Origin of the sequence: Streptomyces sp. NPDC059695 (assembly GCF_042733785.1) — a bacterium.
GTDB lineage: Bacteria > Actinomycetota > Actinomycetes > Streptomycetales > Streptomycetaceae > Streptomyces.
Genome location: NZ_JBHWFF010000025.1, coordinates 35,219 through 53,420 on the forward strand (window position 1 = coordinate 35,219; position 18,202 = coordinate 53,420).

The following is an 18,202-nucleotide window of genomic DNA, read 5'->3' on the forward strand; positions in this document are numbered from 1 at the left end:
CGCCCCCCGGCAGCTCTTCGCCTCCGGGGGGCACTTCTGTGTCACGGCGTCGCGGCCTCACGTCCAGACGAGCCGCCCGTCGACGACGGAACAGGCCGGGTGGTCCCCGGCGCCGATCCTCGTCAGCATCTCCGCCACGGAGTCGAAGTAGTGGGCCAGGGACGCGTACTCGCCGGTGATCGTGGGCTCACCCACGAACCATCTGCCGATGCGTCCGTCCGTCGCGTCGACGAACCGCCCCGTCCAGCCGTCCTGATCCGACAGGAACGGGATCCACGCCTCGCGCCATTCGCCCCCACCGGACAAGGGGTGGTTCGCGTAGAGCCTCTCCGTCGCCCGGATGCCCAGGAAGAAGCTCCCCTCGTCGGGGAACCCGTCGTAACCGCAGCAGGCGACGTCGTCGTCCACCTCGTCCTCGGGAAGATCCAGGTTGTTCTGCAGCAGCCACGCCCGCAGATCCTGAGGCAAGGAGACACCCATGCGCTCCTCGGCGGCCGCGAGCACCCCCTCCGGGGCCGGGCCGGGCAGGTCCGCGTGATCGGCCGGAGCGTGCTCCCGGAGGAGATTCATGACACGGGACCAGCTCTCCACCGCACTCATTCCCCGCTGCCCCTCTCTGCACGGACGCGCTGTGCCACTCGACGGGCTCGCCCACTGTAGCCCGACAGCACGGCGGGCCGGCCCAAGCGCCGTCGGGCCGCCTCTGACCTGCGTGTCCGTGCGAGGTGCGGATCGGGAGCGCGGCATGCGCCCTGTCGGCGTACCACTGTGCGTGCATACAATCGAAAACGTTCTGGTTGAGCTGATCCTTCAGAGCGGATGTCTGAGCGGCCCAGGGGGGACGTCGGGTTGCTCGAAGGCAGCAGACGCGGAGCGGCGCCGCTCCGCCGGGAGGGGTCCCTGATGCTCACCGATCGGTCGCACAGACGCCTGTGGCGGAGAGTCCGCGCCCTCTCGGAGGGGCTGGAACTGCCGGACCCCTTCGACGCCGAGTCCTTCCTGGCCCTCCTGGCCGCACGCCGTGGCCGCCCGATCGAGGTGCTGCCGGTCGCGGTGGACGCGGGGGTCCCGTGCGGTCTGCTGGTGACGACCGACCAGGCCGACTACATCCTGTGCACCCCGGGGACCAGCGCACTGCACCGGCAGCACATCCTCCTGCACGAGGCGGCCCATCTGCTCTGCGGGCACGACCGGTCGCCCGCCCCCGAGACGTCGGGCGTGCGCGCGCTGCTGCCCGGACTCTCCCCCGATCTGGTGCGCCGGGTCCTGGGCCGCACCGTGTACGCCGAGCCCGCCGAGCAGGAGGCGGAACTGCTCGCCTCCCTCATCCTGCACCGCGCGCTGAGGGAAGGCCCCGGACCGGGACGGGAGCACGGACGGGCCGGAAGCCTGGTCGGGATCCCCTCCCGCCGCCCCGAGCGGTCACGTGTCTGACCTGCTCGCGTACCTCCCGGCCGTCGCCGCGCTGTGGCTGGGCTGCTACGAACTGCGTCTGCTCCGCAACGGAAGCGACTCGCCCTACGCGGTGCGCTGCCTGTGCCGCTTCGGATTCTGCATGGCCGCGGCGATGGCCCTGCTGGCCGCTCCGACGCTGCACCTGGAGTGGCCGTGGTCCCCGCAGCTGACTCACCTGCTGGGCCGCGAGATGGAGATGGCCGCCCTCGCCTTCCTCCCGCCGGCCGTCATCGAGATCGGCCTGCCCCGGCCCCGACTGCTGACCGCACGGCTGCACATCGGCGTCAGCGTCTCGGCCCTCGTGCTGTGCGCGGTGCTGTTCCTCTCCTCCGGGGTGCGCACCCGGCACGGCTCGCTTCTCGTGGAGGGGACCGGAGCGCCGCTCCTCGCCTCCAGCGACGCGGTGTTCACCGGCTACAGCCTGTGGTGCCTGGCCGTGTTCCTGGTCCCGGTGCACCGGTTCGCCCGGGGGCTGGGTCCGGGCGCGCTGCGCACCGGCCTGCGGCTGATCACGGCCAGTGTCGCGGTGGGCCTCGTCTGGGCCCTGTGGGGCGTGTCGGCGATCGTCACCGTGGCCGTGGACCACCGGCAGAGCGCCGGGCTGGATCAGGTGGGCCGGATGCTCGGTCTGTGCTGTCTGGTCCTGGGCTTCCTTGGCGGCACCGCCGGGGGCTGGGTCGCCGTCACCACCGCGGTCGGGCGGTGGCTGCGGGCCTACCGGACCTACCGTGCCCTGGAGCCGCTGTGGTCGGCGCTGCGGTCCGTCTCCCCCGGGGCGGCCCTGGACCTGGGCCGGCCGCCGGTGCGTCTGTTCTCCCTGCACCGCTCCGAGTTCGCCCTCTACCGCCGGGTGATCGAGATCCGGGACGGCTACCTGGAACTCCGGGCCTTCGTTCCCCCCGACGCCCGCGCCCTGTCGGACGCGGCGCTGGACCGGTTCCCCGTGCCGCCCTCGGGCCGCGCGGCGCTGGCCGAGGCCGCGGTCATCGCCGCCGCGCTGGAGTCCGCCAGGACCGGCCCCGTCGCCCCGGCGGACCGGGACGTCGCGCTCGCCTACCCGGTCGACTGCTCGGTCGAGGAGGAAGCGGCGTGGCTGGTCCAGGTGGCCGAGGCGCTCACCGTGGCCGGGCTGGTGGAACACATGCGCCACCGGGTGGGGCGCCAGGGGGTGTCCCTTCCGGATCCTGCCGGGGACGCGGCGTCACTTCGACGACCCGGCCCAGGACGGGACGAGGGTCGGTCCGGACAGGGCGGGAGCGGTCGGAGGCAGGGCCGCGCGGAGGGACAGGGGCGGTTCCGGTGACGGGCGCAGGCCGGAGTGGTGCATCCAGCTCGCTATCTCCACTCGGGAGGAACAGCCCAGCTTCTTCATCGTGTCCCGGATGTGGTTGACCACGGTCCACTCCGAGATCGCCAGCCGGTGGGCGATCTGCCGGTTGCTCAGACCGGCCGTCACCAGGCGTGAGACCTCGGTCTGGCGCGGCGTCAGCGGCCCGATCCGGGTTCGGGTGTCCGGGGATAAGGAGCCCACGGGCGTGGCGGCGGGCGGGGCGGGGGCCGGGACGAGGGAGGCCAGGAGGTCGGGGAGCGACACTCTGGAACCCTCGACCAGGGCACGGGAGAAGGCGGCCTCGCCCAGCAGCTCCCGCACCGGCTCCTCCAGCCGGGCCATGGCGAAGTCGGGCGTGCCCGCCTCCTCGGGGAACGCGCCGCGCCAGGTGTGGAAGGCGCCCAGGCCGCGGGCGGTGCCGACGGCGCGTTCGACGACGTCGGGCAGGGCGGGACTGCCCAGCGTGGCGGCGATGGCGCCCAGGACGGCCGGCGGCCCCAGGGCGCGCAGGGCCGACAGGGCCCGCTCGCAGTAGTGCGCCGTGGCCTGCGCGCGTCCCTCCGCGGCCGCGAACACGGCCAGGTGGAGCAGGGCGGCACCGGCGGCGAGCGTGTCGCGCCCCTGCTGGGCGGCGGCCAGCACCTCCAGTGCGGTGGCCGCGGCGGCCGCCGTGTCGCCGAGACGGAACACCGCGAGTGCCGCCTCCAGCGACACGTAGCGGGCCTCGTGGCGGTCGCCGTCGGACCGGTGCAGGTCGGCCGCTTCGAGGAGCAGGGCGGCGCCGCGGCAGGGGTCGGCGGCCAGCAAGCACAGGGCCCGCAGCCGCGTCACCCGCGCGGACAGCCCGGCGGCTCGGGCGGCATCCGCCGTGATCCGGTCCAGCAGGTCCGTGGCGGCCTCGGGCTGGCCCGCCAGGATGCCCGCCTCGCCGAGCAGGAGGTCGACGCGGATCCGGTCGCGGTGGCCGGCCGAGGTCCACGACGGGTCGGGGCGGGGGCGCCCTTCGCCCCAGGTGCTCCAGCCGCCCGTCGCCCGCCAGTAGACGCGGATGCCGTCGACGAGGTCGAGCGCCTCGGCGGTCCGCCCGTGGCGGAGCAGCGTCTCCAGTGCCGTACGGAGGTTGCGTTCCTCGCTCCAGAAGGCGATCAGGCCCGAGCTCTGGTGCCCCGAGACGATCCGGTCGGCGGCGGCGCGGGCCAGGGCCGCGTAGTAGCGGGCGTGCGCCAGCCGGGCCGCGGTGTCCTCGGGCGGCGGGAGCCGGCGCGCGGGTCCGTCCGCCGGCAGCCGGAGCCGGAACCGTGCCGTGCCGTCCAGGCGGCCCGACGGCAGGGTGGAGGCGGTGAGCAGGTGGCCGCGCAGCAGGGTCTCCAGCGCCGAGGAGAACTCCTCCGGCGCGACGGCCGTGATGTGGCGCAGCGCCTCGGGGCCGAAGCCGCCGCTGAACACCTGGCTGTGGGCCAGCAGCCAGCTCGGCGTCCCGTCGGCGGCCCGGGAAGGGGCGTCGCGCGGATCGCCGCCGGGCGGAGAGGAGGCGGTGCCGTCCTCGGCGTGGACCGGGTACGGGACGGTCCGGTCGCCGAGCGAGGCCCACGCCACCTCGGGGCTCTCCAGCGCGGCGACCCGCGCGGTGCGGCAGAGCGCGCCGGGGTTGCCGCCCACCTCGACGCAGGTCCGGGCGATGACCTGCTGATTGTGCAGTTCCAGGGAGAACGCGGGATTGATCGTGCGCAGGCAGGCGAGGTACACCTGCACCGAGGGAACGCGTGCGAGGGCGGCGAGATCCAGCGCCGAGCAGTCGAGCGGCACGGGCAGCGGGTCCACCGGGAAGGCGACGAGGCCGTGGGCCGCGGGGGGCTGGCGGGCCGTGCCGAGAACCACGACGGAGGCGGCGGCGCAGGCCCGTAGCAGCCGGTGGTGGTCCGAGCGGTCGAGGTCGTCGACGAGCAGGAGCGGCCGGGCCCCTCCCGCGTCCCGGCCGGCGGTGAGGCCGGCGAGGACGTCGAGCGCGCCGTCCGCGCACGGTTCGGCCGAGGTCTCCAGGTGCACGGTGGGGGCGCCGGTGGTCGCGCGGTACGCGTGGGCCGCCTCGGCCGCGAGCCGCGTCTTGCCCGCACCGGGGACACCGGTCAGCAGCACTCCGGGGGTCGACGGATCCGTCAGCAGCGCCGACAGGGCGGCGATCTCGGCGTCCCGTCCGACCATGTCGGCGGGGAACGCGGTCGGTGGGCGTGCGGCGGAGGTGCGGGCGTTCTTCACAGACGAGGGCACGGGGATCGTCAAGGACGGCTCCGGGGGGTGGACCCAGGCGGGTGGGGACAGCCAGGCGTTTCAGCTGAGATGAACAACCATTTCGCAGTTTTCACATCCGTTTACCACTTCAGCATGGCTGTCGGCTTCGGGGGTGTCAACTACAGTGAAAATCAACGGATTTGCATGCGCCTGTGCGGGTAGGCGTACTGGCGGACGGCGGCAGAAGGGAGTAGGCGGTGGCCGAAACGGAACCCACGCCGTCGGCACTGAGCCGGAGGATCGACGGACTCTTCCGGCTCGCGCGCAGGCCCGACGGCCTGCCGTTCAGCAACGAGGAGGTCGCCGCCGCGTGCCGGGAGGCCACGGGGGTGTCCTTCTCGACCACGTACCTGTGGCAGTTGCGCACCGGGCGCAGGAACAACCCGACCAAACGCCATCTGGAGGCCCTGGCCCACCACTTCGAGGTCCCGGTCGCCTACTTCTTCGACGACGAGCACGGTGCGAAGATCGCCGCGGAGATCGAACTCCTCGGCGCCCTGCGGGACGCCGGGGTGCGCAGTGTGGCCCTGCGTGCGGTGGGGCTCTCCTCCGAGGCGCTCGGCACCGTCAGCGACCTCATCGACGTGATCGCCGTCCGTGAGGCGGCCGCCCGGCGTGCCCGGGCGGCGGAGGCCCCGCCCGCGACAGAGCCCTGTGGCGACCTGCCCTGAGGGCCCACCGCACGGGTGCGGGACGGTCCCTCCGGACGGTGGGCGGGCGGGTGCCGGGGCGGCCCCGGTCACTGCGGCCGACCGGCGGGGCGGCGCAGGAAGAAGCCCGCGACGGAGCCCCGGACCCGGTCCCCGGCGTGCGGTTCGACCTTCTTGATCATGTGGGGTACGCCCGACCTCAGGACGACCAGCCGGTTGGGGCGCGGGGCGACGTAGTGTCCGACCCGCGAGGTGAGGTGGGCGTCGTGGTCGGCGGGCCGCGCCCCGGGCGTTCCGCCGGAGACGAGCAGTTCGGCGCCCCAGGACGCCTGCCACTCGGGGTGCGCGTAGAACACGAACGAGGCGGCCCGGTCGCCGGAGTCGTCGTGCCAGGCCAGTCCGGAGCCCTGCGGGTAGAGGAAGGGGCGGCAGGTGGAGGCGTGCCAGTCCGTTCCGAACCGCCCGGTCCACGGCTCGATGCGGGTCGCCTCCTCGGCCAGTTGCTTCACCACGGCGTCGGTCGGCCCGCCGGACGGGTACGGAGCGTGGTCGGCGACGCGTCCCGCGAAGTGGCCCTCCGGGTCGTTCAGCGTGCCGGGCCCGCTGAGGGGGCTGCCGTCCAGCAGTCCGTAGACCTTGTTCCACGACCCGTCCCGGCGTCCGTGTACGAAGTGGTAGTCCTCGCTGCGCAGCCCCTCCCACAGGGCGGCTGCGGCCTCGGGGGCGAGGAAGTCGTCGAAGACGGCGAAGTCGTCCGTGCTCCAGGTCAGTTCCATGGGTGTCCTCCGGGGACGGGGAAGGCGGTGCGGCGGGGGAGGGGCGCGGGTGCGAGGGCGGGGCCGGCCCGGTCAGGCCAGGGCGGTGCGGAGGCCCCCGGCGCCCACCGGGACGGGCAGCCGCGCCGCCGCCTCCTGGAGCAGTCGCTGCGTCATGCCCGCCGCCCGCATGTCGCCCGAGCCCAGCACCAGCCGCAGCATCTCGGCCGCCGGTCCCGAACGCCCGTGCGCGAGGTGCACGGTGGCCACGTTCAGGGGACGCAGCCACTCCGGCTGCCGGGCCTCCTTCACCGGCCCCTCGTCGATGAAGGTCACTCCGGGGCAGTCGGACAGCCGTTCGGCGAGGTGGGCCGCCAGCTCCCGGGGCGGCATCGGCTCGCAGTACACCAGCGGCGTCAGCAGGTCGGCCGCGGAGACGGTACGGGGTCCGGCCGCACGGGTCGGGGAGAGCGGCCCGCCCGCCCGGTACAGGTGCCGGGGATCGAGCGGGGTCCGTGCCAGCGGGGTGTGCGGGTACACCCGAAGCCCGCAGGAGTAGCCCACCGACACGCCCCGGTCGGCCAGTCGGCGGATGTGGCGGATCGCGTTCTCCAGGGTGGCGGCCGTCTCGCCGGGCTGGCCGAACAGCACCCCGATCTGGACGTCCATCCACTCCGGCCGTCGCCGCAGCAGCAGACCGAAGGTGTCCTCGACGTCGGACATCCGGTAGTTCTTGTGGTGCCCGCGCAGCATCCGGTCGTCGAAGGCGTCCACCGAGAAGCTCGGGCGCACGCAGCGGGACCGGATCAGGGCGTCCATCAGCCGCTCGGAGAACGGCCTGACGTTGAAGTAGCCGTGCCAGCTCATCACTTCGCCGTGCCGGCTTGCGGCCAGTGCCTCGCACACCTCGATCAGCGCCCCTTCGTAGGGGAGGTTGACCTCGGGGGCGGCCAGATGGAAGTGGGTCAGCCCGTACCGCTCGACGTAGTGTTCCGCCTCGGCGGCGACCGCCCGTGCGGGGCGGGCGTCCACCCTGCCGACGTTCAGCGGATCGACGCAGTACGAGCAGCGCAGCGGACAGCCCGCGTGGCTGCGCAGCGCGGTGGGGATGCCCCGGGCCTTGGCGAACAGCACGTACTCCGGTGCGATCCGCGGCAGCGCGGTGGTGGGCCGGGACACCACGTCGGGCCGCGGCCGCGGGCCGGGCCCCAGGGCTCCGCCGGCGGCGCGCACCAGACCGCCGGGGAGCGTGGACAGCGTCTCGGCGACCACCTGCCGCACGCCCCGTGCGCCGCCGTCGGCGACCAGGTGCTCCAGCAGGGCGGTGAACGCGGTCTCACCGGGACCGGCGAGACCGAAGTCCAGTCCGAGCCGGTCCATCACCTCCACCGGGCAGGAGGTGAACGCCGCGCCGCCCGCCACCACCGGCAGCCCGGGGTCCCAGGCGCGCAGCGTCGCGGTCAGTTCGGCGATGGGCGCCAGGTAGTCCACCACGTCGATCCACCGCCCGTCCGCGCCGGCCGCCGTGTCGCAGGCGACCACGGCGTTGTCGATGTTGCGGATCGACAGCGCGACGAGGTCGGGCCGGGTCCGGTCGAGCACCTCGGTCAGCAGGCCGATGTGGTCGAGCGACTCCAGGAACGGATTGCAGACGGACACCTCGACCGGAAGTCCGCTCTCGGTGACGGCGGCCCGCAGGATCTCCAGTCCGTACGGGCCGACGGGCAGGACCTGGTGGGGGTTGGCGTAGAGCAGGAGGACACGCACGGGCGGCTGCTTTCTCGGAGTTCCCTCGCGGGGGACGGGTCGTGCGGTGGGGCGGTGCGGACCGCTATGCCTGCGGGGCGCGCACCCCCAGGTCCTGTTTCGCTTCGATCGCCCGCCGGAGCGCGGTCAACGCCCGTCCGGCCACCGGGAGGCCGGTGCGGCGGGCGAGGACGGCGCTGAAGAGCAGCGGTGTGATCACCGCGCCGCTGCCGCGCACCGTGCCCAGATGGCGGACCACTGCGTCCAGGTGCGTCGCGGCCGTTTCCGGTTCGCCGGCCCGCAGCGCCCGTACGGCGCGGGCCTGCAGGGCGACGGTGTACTCCGCCCAGGCCTCGGGGGGCGGAAGGACCACCTCGTCGAGCGCGGGCCCGCCCCCCGCGCCGCCGGACCGTCCTTCACCGGAGGCCTCCCGGGCCAGCTCGGCCTGGAGGCGTGACAGCGAGGCCTGGCGTGCCATGCCGAGGGCGGCGCAGCGGTCACCCTGGGCGGTCCACCAGCCGGCCGCGGCACCCCAGTCGCCGGAGCGGGCCGCCAGGACGGCGCGCCAGCCCGCGATGGTCGCGGCCCCGGTGCCCTGGCCCAGGTCGCGCAGCACCTCCTCGGCCTCGTCCATCGCGGAGTCGGCCGCCGCCCGGTCGCCGGACATGTGCCGCACCAGCGCCAGCGCGACGCCGGTGGCCGAGCTCAGCAGCCGGGAGCCGGCGACCTCCTGATGCAGCCGCTCGCAGTCGGCGAGCGCGGCGGGGACCGGGGTGTCGCCGTTGACCAGGGCCATCGCCAGGTTGGCGTAGACCTCGGTCAGGCCCAGGCAGGTCCCGGCGCCGTCGGCCGAGCGCAGCGCGGAGCGCAGTGCCCGCTCGGCTGCGGGGTGGTCGCCCGCCCGCAGGGACTGGAGCCCGGCGTACAGGTGGGCCCCGACCCGGGCCTCGGGCTCCGGGGAGGCGACCGCGGCGAGGTAGTGCGGATCGTCCGGTACGGCGGGCGCGTCGCCGGTCAGGTAGGTGCGGGAGTACAGCGAGTTGAGGCGGGCGTGGATCCGGGCGGCAGGGGTGGCCCGGTCCGGGGCCGCCAGCACGCGCTCGACGCGTGCGAGGGCGGCCTGCGGCATTCCCTGGGTGCCGAGGGCGTACGCCTCCAGGACGTCCAGGTCGTGGCCCCGGGCGGGGTCCGCCTCCGCCAGTGCGCGGGCGCGTCCGGTGAGGGCCGGCACCAGCTCGGGCCGCCCGCGGGAGAGGGCGAAGCGGGCGGCGACGCCGAAGGCGGTCACGGCGGACTCGGCGGCCCGGGCCGTCCGGTCGGAGCCGGGCTCCACCCCGCGCAGCGCGGTGTGCGCCGCCTCCCAGTGTCCCGCCAGCAACTCGGCTACAGCGGGGCGCCTTTCGGCCACCGGTTCCAGGGAGCGCGCGAGCCTGCCGTGCACGTCGGCGGTCTCGGAGAGCGTCAGGCGCCGCAGTGCCACCTCGGCCACGACCGGAAAGGCCGGGGCCAGGCGGCCCTTGTGGGCGTCGGCGGACTCCACGAGACCGGCTTCGAGGAGGCAGGCCGCGGCCGTGGCAACCCGGTCGGGGTCCATCAGGGCGGCCAGGTCTTCCAGGGACAGGTCCCGGCCGGCGGCGGCGAGCAGCACCAGAAGTTCCCGTGCGTCGGTGTCCAGCCGGTCCAGCCGGGCACCGAGCGCGGCGTGCGCGCTGGGTGGCGCCCAGTCGTCGCCGGGCTGGGCGAAGCGGCTGAGGACGACCATCTGCTCGATGTACCGGGGGATGCCGCCGGCCCGTGAGGCGATCTCCTCGGCGGCGGAGTCGGGAGAGGGAAGCGGGGCGGGGGCCGGGGCAGACCCTGGGGCCCCGGTGCCGGTGGACCGGGAGCGGTCGGCGGCGGCCGGGTCGTGCTGCGCGGTGAGCAGCCGGTGGGCCAGCCGCCGCGCGTCGGGCCGTTCGAGGGGCGGCACGGTGAGCCGGTGGTCGCCCCGGCCGGCCAGCGCCTCGGGGGCCGAGACCCCGACCAGCAGCACCACGACCGGCCGCCCCGGTGCGGCGGTCAGCTCGTCGAGGAGGTCCGCCAGTGCCCCGGGGGTCCACTCGCTGTGCTCGACCACCAGGAGCAGGGGCCGCGTGCCCCGCAGGCGGTCCAGTGCCGCGGTGAGCGCGCGGCCCAGCTCGCCGCGGTCCTGGGCCAGGGCCTGCTCGGCGCGCGTGGAGGCGCCGGTCAGCTGCACCGTCACGTCCACCCTGTCGTGGCCCTGCCGTGCGGCGTTCTCGACCTCCTCCAGGAACAGGCAGCAGGCCAGCAGGTCGAGTCCGGTCCCGGCGGGCGGGCAGCGCAGGACGGCTGTGGCCAGGCCGGTGCAGCGGTCGAGCGCTTCGGTGACCAGCCGGGACTTGCCCACTCCGGAGGGGCCTTCGACGCGGATCAGGGTCGGTCCGGTGGCGGCGGCGGCCGCGTCGATACGGGCGGCCAGCTCGCCGACCAGGCCGGTCCTCCCGACGGTGCCCGTGCCGGGGGCCCTGGTGCCGGCCGGGCCGACGATCCAGGCCGGGACGGATTGGGCGAAGCCCTTGGCGGTGATCGGCTCGACCGCCCGCAGCGGGACGTGGTCCTGCAACTGGAGCCGGGTGGCCAGGTCCACGATCACCCCGTCGTCGGGGGCGTGCCCCTGGAGCCGGGCGGCCCGGTTGAGCACCGAGCCGATGACGAAGCTCGACGTCCGCCCGCTGACCGCGACATGACCGGAGGCGACCGCGCACCGCACCGGGAAGTCGCCCAGCAGGAGCTCGCCCAGGCCCCGCGCGTACTCTCCGGTGCGTTGCGCGATGGCGGTGGCGGCGGAGACGGCGGTGGCGGCGGCCGACTCGCCGTTCCCCTCGACGCCGAACACGGCGACGACGGCGTCGCCGATGAACTTCTCCACCTTGCCGCCGTACCCCTCCACCAGGGAGCCGACGAGGGAGAAGTAGCCGTCCAGGACGGCCGCCCACCGGTCGGGTTCGAGGGAGGTGGCGAGCCCGGTGGAGCCGACCACGTCGCAGAAGACGACGGAGACGAAGCGCAGGCCGCTGGCGGGAAGGGCGGGCGCGGGGCCGATCTCCACCCCGCAGGCCATGCAGAAGCGGGCCGCCGACGGGTTGTCCACACCGCAGCCGGTGCACCGGCTCGCGGTGGCTACGATGGGACCGGTGGGCTTGCTCATGCTGTCCTCCCCGTTCTCTGAGCGGCAACCGGGTGGTTCACGACGCTTGCCCCGTCGTGAACCACCCGGTGTTGGCTACGGCCCAGACGTCACCGGTCCGGGGCCGATCCCCTGACGAGGGCCGGCACTACCAGAGGTAGCCGCCGCTGGGGTCGGAGAGCGAGTGGCCCTCCACGTCCGAACCCGCGGCCTCGACCCGGGACTTGACGCTCAGCAGGACGTCGATCTCGTCCTCGGTGAGGGACTTGAGGACCGCCTGCTGGGCGTCGTTGGCGTCGTTCAGGGAGAAACCGGCCTGGGCCAGCTTGTCGATCTTGTCTGCCATGGTGATCTCCTCGGTTGACGAGCCCGCGGGTTTCCCGTACGGGCCGCTGGTTTCCCGGTGCGGCGCACCGGAGTTCAGGGGGGCCGGGCCGGAGGTCGGCTCCTCGGCCGGGCCGGCGCCGTCGTCCGCGCCGGACGGCGGAGCGGTGGGCCGTACGCCGCCGAGCCGGACGGCGACCACGACAGCGGTGAGCAGCAGGGCGGCGCCCGCCAGCAGCAGCAGGCTTCCGAGCCCGATCCACACGACCAGGGCTGCCGCCAGCATGGGGGCCAGTACGTTCAGTACGGCCGGCACGGAATTCATGAGCGCCCACACCCGGCCGGTCAGTTCGATCGGAGTCTCGGAATGGACGACGCTGGGAAAAGTGACCAGAATTCCGGCGCTTGCGATTCCCAGAAGGAAAATTACACACAGCCAGACGGTGGAGTCAATACGCATTTCATGAGAAATGGCGAGTCCTATGGCGACGATGATGCAACCGATCACCAGGACCGACCCCGCCATGGTGGCGAAGGGTCGAAGGCGCGCTGCGAAACGGCCCATGAGCAGCGAACCCGTGACCCCGCCCAATCCGACGGCGGACACCATGTAGCCGATGTAGGAGGCGCCCATTCCGAGCGCCGGCACGATCAGGGCGGCCATGGAGTCGTAGAGGAAGACCACGAACATCAGGCTGCACATGACGAAAAGGAGAGAGCGCAGGAGACGTGATCCGAAAACGTGCTGGAACCCTTCCCCAAGTTCTTTGAAATAATGCAGATCTGCATTCGGGGACGGCGACGACGTGGTGCGCAGGGCACGGGCGGCGATCACCCCGACGAGGAACGTGCACGCGTTGGCCGCGAACACCGCCCGGGGCGACATGAAGGCGACCAGCAGACCACCGAGCGCGGGCCCGAGGATCTTCACCGACTGCATCGCCGTCTGGAGCAGCACGGTGGCGGCCTGGACGCCGTCGGGCGGCACCGAGACCCGCAACTGGATCTGGCCCGCGAGCCCGCCGACCGAGCCCAGCGCCGAACGGACCAGCACAAGACCGGCCGCCCAGTACACCCCGGGGGCGACCACCAGGCCCAGGGTGAGCCCCGCCTGGAGGAGATCGGTGAGGATCAGCACCCGGCGCGACGGCCGGCGGTCCACCAGCACCGCCAGGAACGGGGTCGCGAGGAGCGGCAGCATGCTCGCGGCCACCACCAGCGCCAGATCGCCCGCGCCGCCGTGCCAGACCGTGGTGACCAGCACCAGCAGTGCGACCTGGTCCAGCCAGTCGCCCAGACCGGAGACCACCGCGCTGGTGTACAGCAGCCGGAAGTCGCGGCCCGCCAGCGGGCCCGGAGTCCGCACGCGGCTCATCCGGCGACGGCCACCGGGGAGCGCCGGTGGACCCGGCCGAGCACGTCCTCCATCACCTCGATCAACCCCCTCAGGGAGTGCAGGGCGCTCACCCCGAGCAGCTCCTCCTGCGCCGGGTCGAGCGGCAGCCGGTCGATCAGCCGGTGCACGTCGTCGCGGTGCTGCACGTCCAGCTGGGCGTGCCGGGCGATGGTGCGGAACGACGCCTCCGGCAGTCCGGTCCGGACCGCCAGGTCCCCGGCGAGCCCGGGCCCGGGCGGGTTGCCCTCCAGGACCGCGATGTGCCCCACGAGCGCCACCGGATGCGCGTGGCGCAGCCAGTAGTACTGCGAGCCGACCAGCGAGGCGACGGCCGCCCCCGGCAGCGCCGTGCGCAGCGTCTCGGGATCACCCCCGGCCACCGCGTAGTCGTCGGCCACCCACTGGTCGTGCCCGTACTCCTCACGGATGTGCTTGGCCAGGTAGCGGCCCACCAGATCGGCCACCGGGTCGCCCTGACGGACCGTGCACTGCTCGACGGCCGCCAGCATCAGCGGCACCGTGGCCCGGATCGTCCCGTGCAGCGTCCTGAGCCACTCCAGGTACACCTGATCGCTGTGCGGATGGGTCCACATCTGCCGGGACGCGGCGTCCACCGCCGGCATCAGCAGCCCGATCTTGTGGCGCAGCGCCTGCGACCTCGTCTGCTCCTCCACCGTCAACCGCCTTCCCTCAGGGCCACGCCGAGTGCTGTCACGGAATCCGCGGCACGCCCCGGGCGGCCGGCGATGTCGTACGCCTTCCAGCAACCGCCGCAGACGTTCTCGAAGCGTTCCTCGCGCAGGGCCTCGAAGCCGGGCAGGTCGGCCGCCGCCCCCGGGCCCAGGCGCCCCACCAGCCGCAGCAGCGGATCGTCCCGGAACCCGGTCAGCGCCTGCGCCACGCCCTCGGGCCGCCGGGTCGGGGCACGCAGCGCGGCCGGCCCGTGACCGGTGATCAGCCCCTCGTTGCAGCAGGGGATCACCACCCCGTCGTAGCGGACCGTGGGCGAGCCGAGCAGGGTGCACGCCGCCAACGCCCCCACCTCGTGCCGGCTCCGGATGGCGAAGACCCCCGAGCCCCGCCCGTACCGCAGGGGGGTGATGAGCTTGGTCTCGGCCTCGTCGGCCCACCGCGGGCCGAGCGCCTCCGCCAGCAGCTCCTCGGCCACCCGCGCGCCGTCGCCCGTGTCGAGTTCCTGGACGACGATGCGGCAGCCGGCCCGGTGCGCCGCGCGCAGCGCGCCGACGAAACGGTTGGTCGACACACCGCCCTGGTGGAAGCCGTCCGTGCTCAGGAAGAGCGTGGAGATCCGCGGCAGCAGCCGCTCCACCCAGCCGGGCGCGGAGCCGCTCTCGCGCGCCCAGTACCCGCTGGTGAAGACGACGGTCTCGAGCCCGGCGTCGGCGAACGCCCCGATCGCGTACGGCAGCGCCCGCTGCTCGGCGAAGGGCTCGCCGCCGGAGACCGCCACCGACCGCAGGCCGGGCAGGGCGACGATGCCGGCGACGACGTCGTGGAACACCTCCCAGTCGGCGACCCTGCCGCCGTCCGCGCGGGCGTCCACCGAGCAGTGCGCGCAGCCGACCGGGCACTGGTCGGTGATGTACAGCAGGACCGACTCACCGCGACGCCGGCGCATCGCCTCGGTGTCCGCCAGCGTGGGGCGGCCGCGGGCCGCCCCGGTGTCAGCGCGCGTAGGACGGCTGTTCACGGTCCGCCTCCCATCCCAGGGACACCAGGCCGCCGTAGCGGCTGGAGCGGCGGTCCGAGAAGGCGGTCCCGTCCACCTGCTCGACCATGCGGCGGGCGGCGGCCTCCACCTGCCGCCCGGAGTCGCTGCGCAGGTACTCCGTCACCCGCGCCTCGGCCGCGGCGTCGCCGGACAGCGCGACGCAGTTGCCGCACATGCCCTTGTCGCAGGGTCCGTCCGAGAACCGGGCGGCCACGAAGCTGGGGCCGAGCACGCGCAGCGCCCGGTACAGCTCCCGGCGCAGGAACTTCTCGCGCAGTTCGGGCCACGACTCGCGGGACGCGTGGCCGAGGATCAGGTGCTCCGGCATGCGCCGCTCCACCAGGTCCTGGTTGCAGCAGGCGTAGACGGTGCCGTCGTAGGTGACCAGCGGCCAGGTGATCCGGTCGCACGGGTCGACGGGCGCGACCGGGACGCCGGAGGTGGGCGTGGGGGTCAGCCCGCCGAGCTGGCGGCCGCGGCCGATCGGACTCAGGGTGCCCACCAGGATGGGTACCTGGTCGTCGAACTCGCGGCGGACGTCGTCGATCAGGCCCTGGAGGTAGGGATCGTCGTCCCCCCGCCCGGTGAGCTGGAAGCTCACCTGCGGCACCAGCTCGCGAATGCGGTGCATCGCCCGGAACACGTCGGCCCGGCTCACCTCGCGCTCGTGGAACTCGTCGAGGCTGGCCGCGAAGTGGTCCACCTCGCGGATCGCCGCGGACACCGGGGCGGGCAGCCGCCTGTTCTCCCGGGCGAACCACATGCCCGACAGGACGTACGAGCGGGAGCCCACGGACCGGGCGGTGCGCGCGAGGTCGGCGACGAGCGCGGCCCGCAGCAGCGCCTCACCGCCGGACATCAGCAGCAGGTCCGGCCGGGTCTCGCGGTCGAAGGACTCCACGAGCCGGCGGAACGGCGTCTCGGGATGCTGTTCGCTGGTACTGGAGGAGTCGGTGGAGCAGTGGGCGCACGACAGCGGGCAGCGGCGGGTCAGGGCCAGATAGAGGCCGGCGGCGGGCTTGTTGCGGATGGCGCCGATTTCCAGCAGGTGCACGGGATCACCCCCTTCTCGATGACAGGGCGCTGGCGATCTCCTCGAGAGAGGCGAGCGTCCGCGCGGCGTGCGGGTCGTCGGTGCTGGCGAGGTCGGCCACCAGGGTGGTCAGCCGTTCGGCGGCCGCCGCGTGCCGTCCGGCGGGGCCGGGCCGCGGGCCCGCCAGCGCCAGGGCCGCCGCGCACTGGCGCGCCAGTTCGGAGACCAGCTCCAGGCCGGAGGTCGTGCTGCGCGGGCCCAGCACCGGGTCGAGCACCTCCAGGACGCCGAAGACGGACCCGTCGGTGTCCAGGGGCGCGGCGATGATGGCCTTCGGCACCCGGCCGGTGGAGGCCGCGAAGTCCCGGTTGAACTGCGGGTGGTTGTCGAGGTTGTCGGCGATCACCGCCTCCCCGCTTTGGAAGACCCAACCGGCTATGCCGCTGTAGTCGGGGATGCTCCAGCCCACCAGGCTGTCCTCCCGGGGGTCGGAGATCGCCTCCAGGACGAGGGCCCCGCCCGCCGCGTCGTGCAGGAAGACCGACGAGGCGGGAGCGCCGAAGACAAGCCGGGCCAGCCGGACGGTCGAGCGCAACACCTCGTCGCGCCGGGACAGCGGCGGGCCGCTGAGAGGGGCGTCATGCGCCGGATTCGTCATGGCCGGCTCCTTCGGCGGACGGGGTGGACGGGGTGGACGGGACGGGCACGTCGGACCGGGCGGGCCCATCGGCCGCGTCCGGTACGGCGGAAGCGGTGACAGGAGTGGGGGAGCGGGGTGGGTCTGACGCGTCGGTGAAGTTGTCCGACAGGGAGGCGAGCACGTGCTTGACCTCGCTCACGGGAAGACGCGGATGCTTTCCGAGGATGCGGGCCACGAATCCGGTGACATGGGGCGTCGCGAAGCTGTTCCCGGAGAGGAACGATCGGCCGCCGTCCATCCAGGGGACCTCGATTCCGACACCGGCCGCGAAGAATTCGACCGGGGGCTGCGGACTGACCTCGATGCGCTCCGCGTCGGCGATCTCGTGCGACCCGACGGAGATGACCGAGGGGAAGATCCAGGGGTAGCTGCGGACCGGGCTGTTGTGCGCCGAGGCCACGATCGCCACCCGGTTGAAGTACGCCTCGTCCGCGATGTCGTGCAGGGAGGCCTTGAAGTCGCCCTTGCGCGAGGAGAGGCTGAGGTTGACGACGTGGAAGCGCTCCGCCACCGCCCAGCGCAGGGCGGCCAGGAGCATGTTGCCGTCGCCCGCGAGCCGCGGGCCCAGGATGCGGACGCTGGTCAGGCTCGCGTCCGGCGCGATCCGCCGGATGATCGCCGCGCACGCCGTGCCGTGACCGGCGGCGTCGCCCTGGTCGTCCGGGACGATCCGGTAGCTCGGCCGGCCGTCGCCCGCGGCGTCCTGTTCGACGCGTTCCACCGCGTACGACCCCTCCAGGGGCCCGATCTCGGGATGGTCCGGCGTGACTCCGCTGTCGATGACGCAGATCCGGATCCCCGCACCGCGCGACCCGCCCCAGGCCCATTCCCGGTCCACCGCCGTGGAGGCCGCGACGGACGACCGGTCGACGCGTTCCCCGGCGTTCATGTGGGCGAATCGGATCGTTGCTCGACGAAACGCTTGAGTGGTCAATGGAGCCTTCCGGTCACTCGTGGCTCTCTCGGATGGCGCGACACCGACCCGTCGGACCGGCCGGACCGCCCGCTGTCGAACGGCTGAGCGGTGCCGCGGACCGATTCTGTCCGAGCTCCCGGGCCCTCGGACATCCCAGTTGTCTGGGGTGCGTTCCGGCTGGTCCTGCCCCTCGCGGCGCGGAAACTGACAGTTCTCTGCGCCGGCCGTCGGCTTGCGCGGAGGGAGGGGGAACCCTGTACGCGGGCGGAGGTCCGCCGCGGGAGTGCATCCGGCTCCGCACTGGGCGGTGCAGCGCGAGCGGACCGTGGCGTCCGGCACAGCCGGGGTCCGTCGCCTCTGCTTCCCCGACCGGCCCCGGCCGCGCGGCGCAAGGCCCTGGAGGCCCTCGGGGTCCGCTGGGGCGGCGCGGCGGGCCCGGGGGACGTGACCGACGTCTCTACCCCGGGGGCGCCCCCGTGGCGCAAGGTGGTCGCCATGACCTCAGCCACCTCTTCCCGCCTCCTCGCCCGCGCCCGGACGGGCGGTCCCCGCGAGGACGGACCCGAGATCCTGGAGCACGTCCTCGGCTGGACCCTGGTCGTGCTGCTCGCCGTCCTCGTCACTCGGGCGGGCCTCATGTGAGGCGAGACCCCGGGAACCGTGTGATCTGGGGGTACGGAACGGGCATA

Annotated in this window: 15 protein-coding genes; 4 read left to right on the forward strand and 11 right to left on the reverse strand. The window is 73.9% G+C overall.

The genetic code is table 11. From position 1 onward, the window contains the following. Positions 1-57: 57 nt before the first annotated feature. A complete protein-coding gene (locus ACFV2S_RS27585; RefSeq protein WP_385564464.1) occupies positions 58-600 on the reverse strand; it encodes an SMI1/KNR4 family protein in 543 nt (180 codons plus the stop codon). Between the two features lie 303 nt (positions 601-903). Between ACFV2S_RS27585 and ACFV2S_RS27590 the strand changes: the two genes are divergently transcribed. Beyond that, positions 904-1,434 carry a ParH-like protein gene (locus ACFV2S_RS27590; protein WP_385564467.1) on the forward strand — a complete coding sequence of 177 codons (531 nt, stop codon included), beginning with the start codon at positions 904-906 and terminating at the stop codon, positions 1,432-1,434. Then, complete coding sequence (locus ACFV2S_RS27595; RefSeq protein ID WP_385564470.1) at positions 1,427-2,758, forward strand: MAB_1171c family putative transporter; 1,332 nt, start codon at positions 1,427-1,429, stop codon at positions 2,756-2,758. Before ACFV2S_RS27590 ends, ACFV2S_RS27595 begins: the two co-directional genes overlap by 8 nt. On the opposite strand, the gene ACFV2S_RS27600 is transcribed toward ACFV2S_RS27595, so the two are convergent. Continuing rightward, positions 2,657-5,065, reverse strand: a complete 2,409-nt coding sequence (locus tag ACFV2S_RS27600; RefSeq protein ID WP_385564473.1) for a LuxR C-terminal-related transcriptional regulator — start codon at positions 5,063-5,065, stop codon at positions 2,657-2,659. The genes ACFV2S_RS27595 and ACFV2S_RS27600 overlap by 102 nt on opposite strands. A 206-nt stretch (positions 5,066-5,271) precedes the next feature. Between ACFV2S_RS27600 and ACFV2S_RS27605 the strand changes: the two genes are divergently transcribed. After that, on the forward strand, positions 5,272-5,745 hold the full coding sequence (locus tag ACFV2S_RS27605; protein ID WP_385564476.1) for a helix-turn-helix domain-containing protein: 474 nt from the start codon (positions 5,272-5,274) through the stop codon (positions 5,743-5,745). 68 nt (positions 5,746-5,813) lie between these two features. Here the strand turns inward: ACFV2S_RS27605 and ACFV2S_RS27610 are convergent, their stop codons facing one another. The 9 genes from ACFV2S_RS27610 to ACFV2S_RS27650 all read right to left on the reverse strand — a co-directional run bounded on the left by ACFV2S_RS27610 (position 5,814) and on the right by ACFV2S_RS27650 (position 17,486). Next, entirely contained in the window at positions 5,814-6,500 is a 687-nt protein-coding gene (locus tag ACFV2S_RS27610; RefSeq protein WP_385564479.1) for a 2OG-Fe(II) oxygenase, read from the reverse strand. Positions 6,501-6,572: 72 nt separating this feature from the next. Beyond that, positions 6,573-8,246, reverse strand: coding sequence for a B12-binding domain-containing radical SAM protein (locus ACFV2S_RS27615; protein ID WP_385564482.1), 1,674 nt, complete (start codon positions 8,244-8,246; stop codon positions 6,573-6,575). A 64-nt stretch (positions 8,247-8,310) separates the two neighbouring features. After that, positions 8,311-11,433, reverse strand: coding sequence for an AAA family ATPase (locus tag ACFV2S_RS27620; protein ID WP_385564485.1), 3,123 nt, complete (start codon positions 11,431-11,433; stop codon positions 8,311-8,313). Positions 11,434-11,560: 127 nt separating this feature from the next. After that, positions 11,561-13,111, reverse strand: coding sequence for an MFS transporter (locus ACFV2S_RS27625; RefSeq protein WP_385564488.1), 1,551 nt, complete (start codon positions 13,109-13,111; stop codon positions 11,561-11,563). Further along, a complete protein-coding gene (locus ACFV2S_RS27630; protein ID WP_383789351.1) occupies positions 13,108-13,806 on the reverse strand; it encodes an iron-containing redox enzyme family protein in 699 nt (232 codons plus the stop codon). The genes ACFV2S_RS27625 and ACFV2S_RS27630 overlap by 4 nt, the downstream gene beginning before the upstream one ends. A gap of 2 nt (positions 13,807-13,808) precedes the next feature. Next, the gene (locus ACFV2S_RS27635; RefSeq protein ID WP_385564492.1) at positions 13,809-14,843 is read right to left on the reverse strand and encodes a radical SAM protein; all 1,035 of its coding nucleotides are present in this window, start codon (positions 14,841-14,843) and stop codon (positions 13,809-13,811) included. Continuing rightward, the gene (locus ACFV2S_RS27640; protein ID WP_385564495.1) at positions 14,818-15,918 is read right to left on the reverse strand and encodes a radical SAM protein; all 1,101 of its coding nucleotides are present in this window, start codon (positions 15,916-15,918) and stop codon (positions 14,818-14,820) included. The genes ACFV2S_RS27635 and ACFV2S_RS27640 overlap by 26 nt, the downstream gene beginning before the upstream one ends. Before the next feature lie 4 nt (positions 15,919-15,922). Then, positions 15,923-16,555, reverse strand: coding sequence for a GAF domain-containing protein (locus ACFV2S_RS27645; RefSeq protein ID WP_385564498.1), 633 nt, complete (start codon positions 16,553-16,555; stop codon positions 15,923-15,925). Then, on the reverse strand, positions 16,536-17,486 hold the full coding sequence (locus ACFV2S_RS27650; protein WP_385564500.1) for a S8 family serine peptidase: 951 nt from the start codon (positions 17,484-17,486) through the stop codon (positions 16,536-16,538). The genes ACFV2S_RS27645 and ACFV2S_RS27650 overlap by 20 nt, the downstream gene beginning before the upstream one ends. Before the next feature lie 522 nt (positions 17,487-18,008). On the opposite strand from ACFV2S_RS27650, the gene ACFV2S_RS27655 reads away from it, so the two are divergent. Next, positions 18,009-18,155, forward strand: a complete 147-nt coding sequence (locus ACFV2S_RS27655; RefSeq protein ID WP_385564503.1) for an SCO1431 family membrane protein — start codon at positions 18,009-18,011, stop codon at positions 18,153-18,155. Positions 18,156-18,202 lie beyond the last annotated feature (47 nt).

What these genes read in the sequence shown, in the direction of transcription:
- ACFV2S_RS27650 (WP_385564500.1), bottom strand. Translation starts at nt 17,486, where the DNA reads ATGAACGCCGGGGAACGCGTCGACCGGTCGTCCGTCGCGGCCTCCACG.
- ACFV2S_RS27645 (WP_385564498.1), bottom strand. Translation starts at nt 16,555, where the DNA reads ATGACGAATCCGGCGCATGACGCCCCTCTCAGCGGCCCGCCGCTGTCC.
- ACFV2S_RS27625 (WP_385564488.1), bottom strand. Translation starts at nt 13,111, where the DNA reads ATGAGCCGCGTGCGGACTCCGGGCCCGCTGGCGGGCCGCGACTTCCGG.
- ACFV2S_RS27585 (WP_385564464.1), bottom strand. Translation starts at nt 600, where the DNA reads ATGAGTGCGGTGGAGAGCTGGTCCCGTGTCATGAATCTCCTCCGGGAG.
- ACFV2S_RS27590 (WP_385564467.1), top strand. Translation starts at nt 904, where the DNA reads ATGCTCACCGATCGGTCGCACAGACGCCTGTGGCGGAGAGTCCGCGCC.
- ACFV2S_RS27610 (WP_385564479.1), bottom strand. Translation starts at nt 6,500, where the DNA reads ATGGAACTGACCTGGAGCACGGACGACTTCGCCGTCTTCGACGACTTC.
- ACFV2S_RS27620 (WP_385564485.1), bottom strand. Translation starts at nt 11,433, where the DNA reads ATGAGCAAGCCCACCGGTCCCATCGTAGCCACCGCGAGCCGGTGCACC.
- ACFV2S_RS27655 (WP_385564503.1), top strand. Translation starts at nt 18,009, where the DNA reads ATGACCTCAGCCACCTCTTCCCGCCTCCTCGCCCGCGCCCGGACGGGC.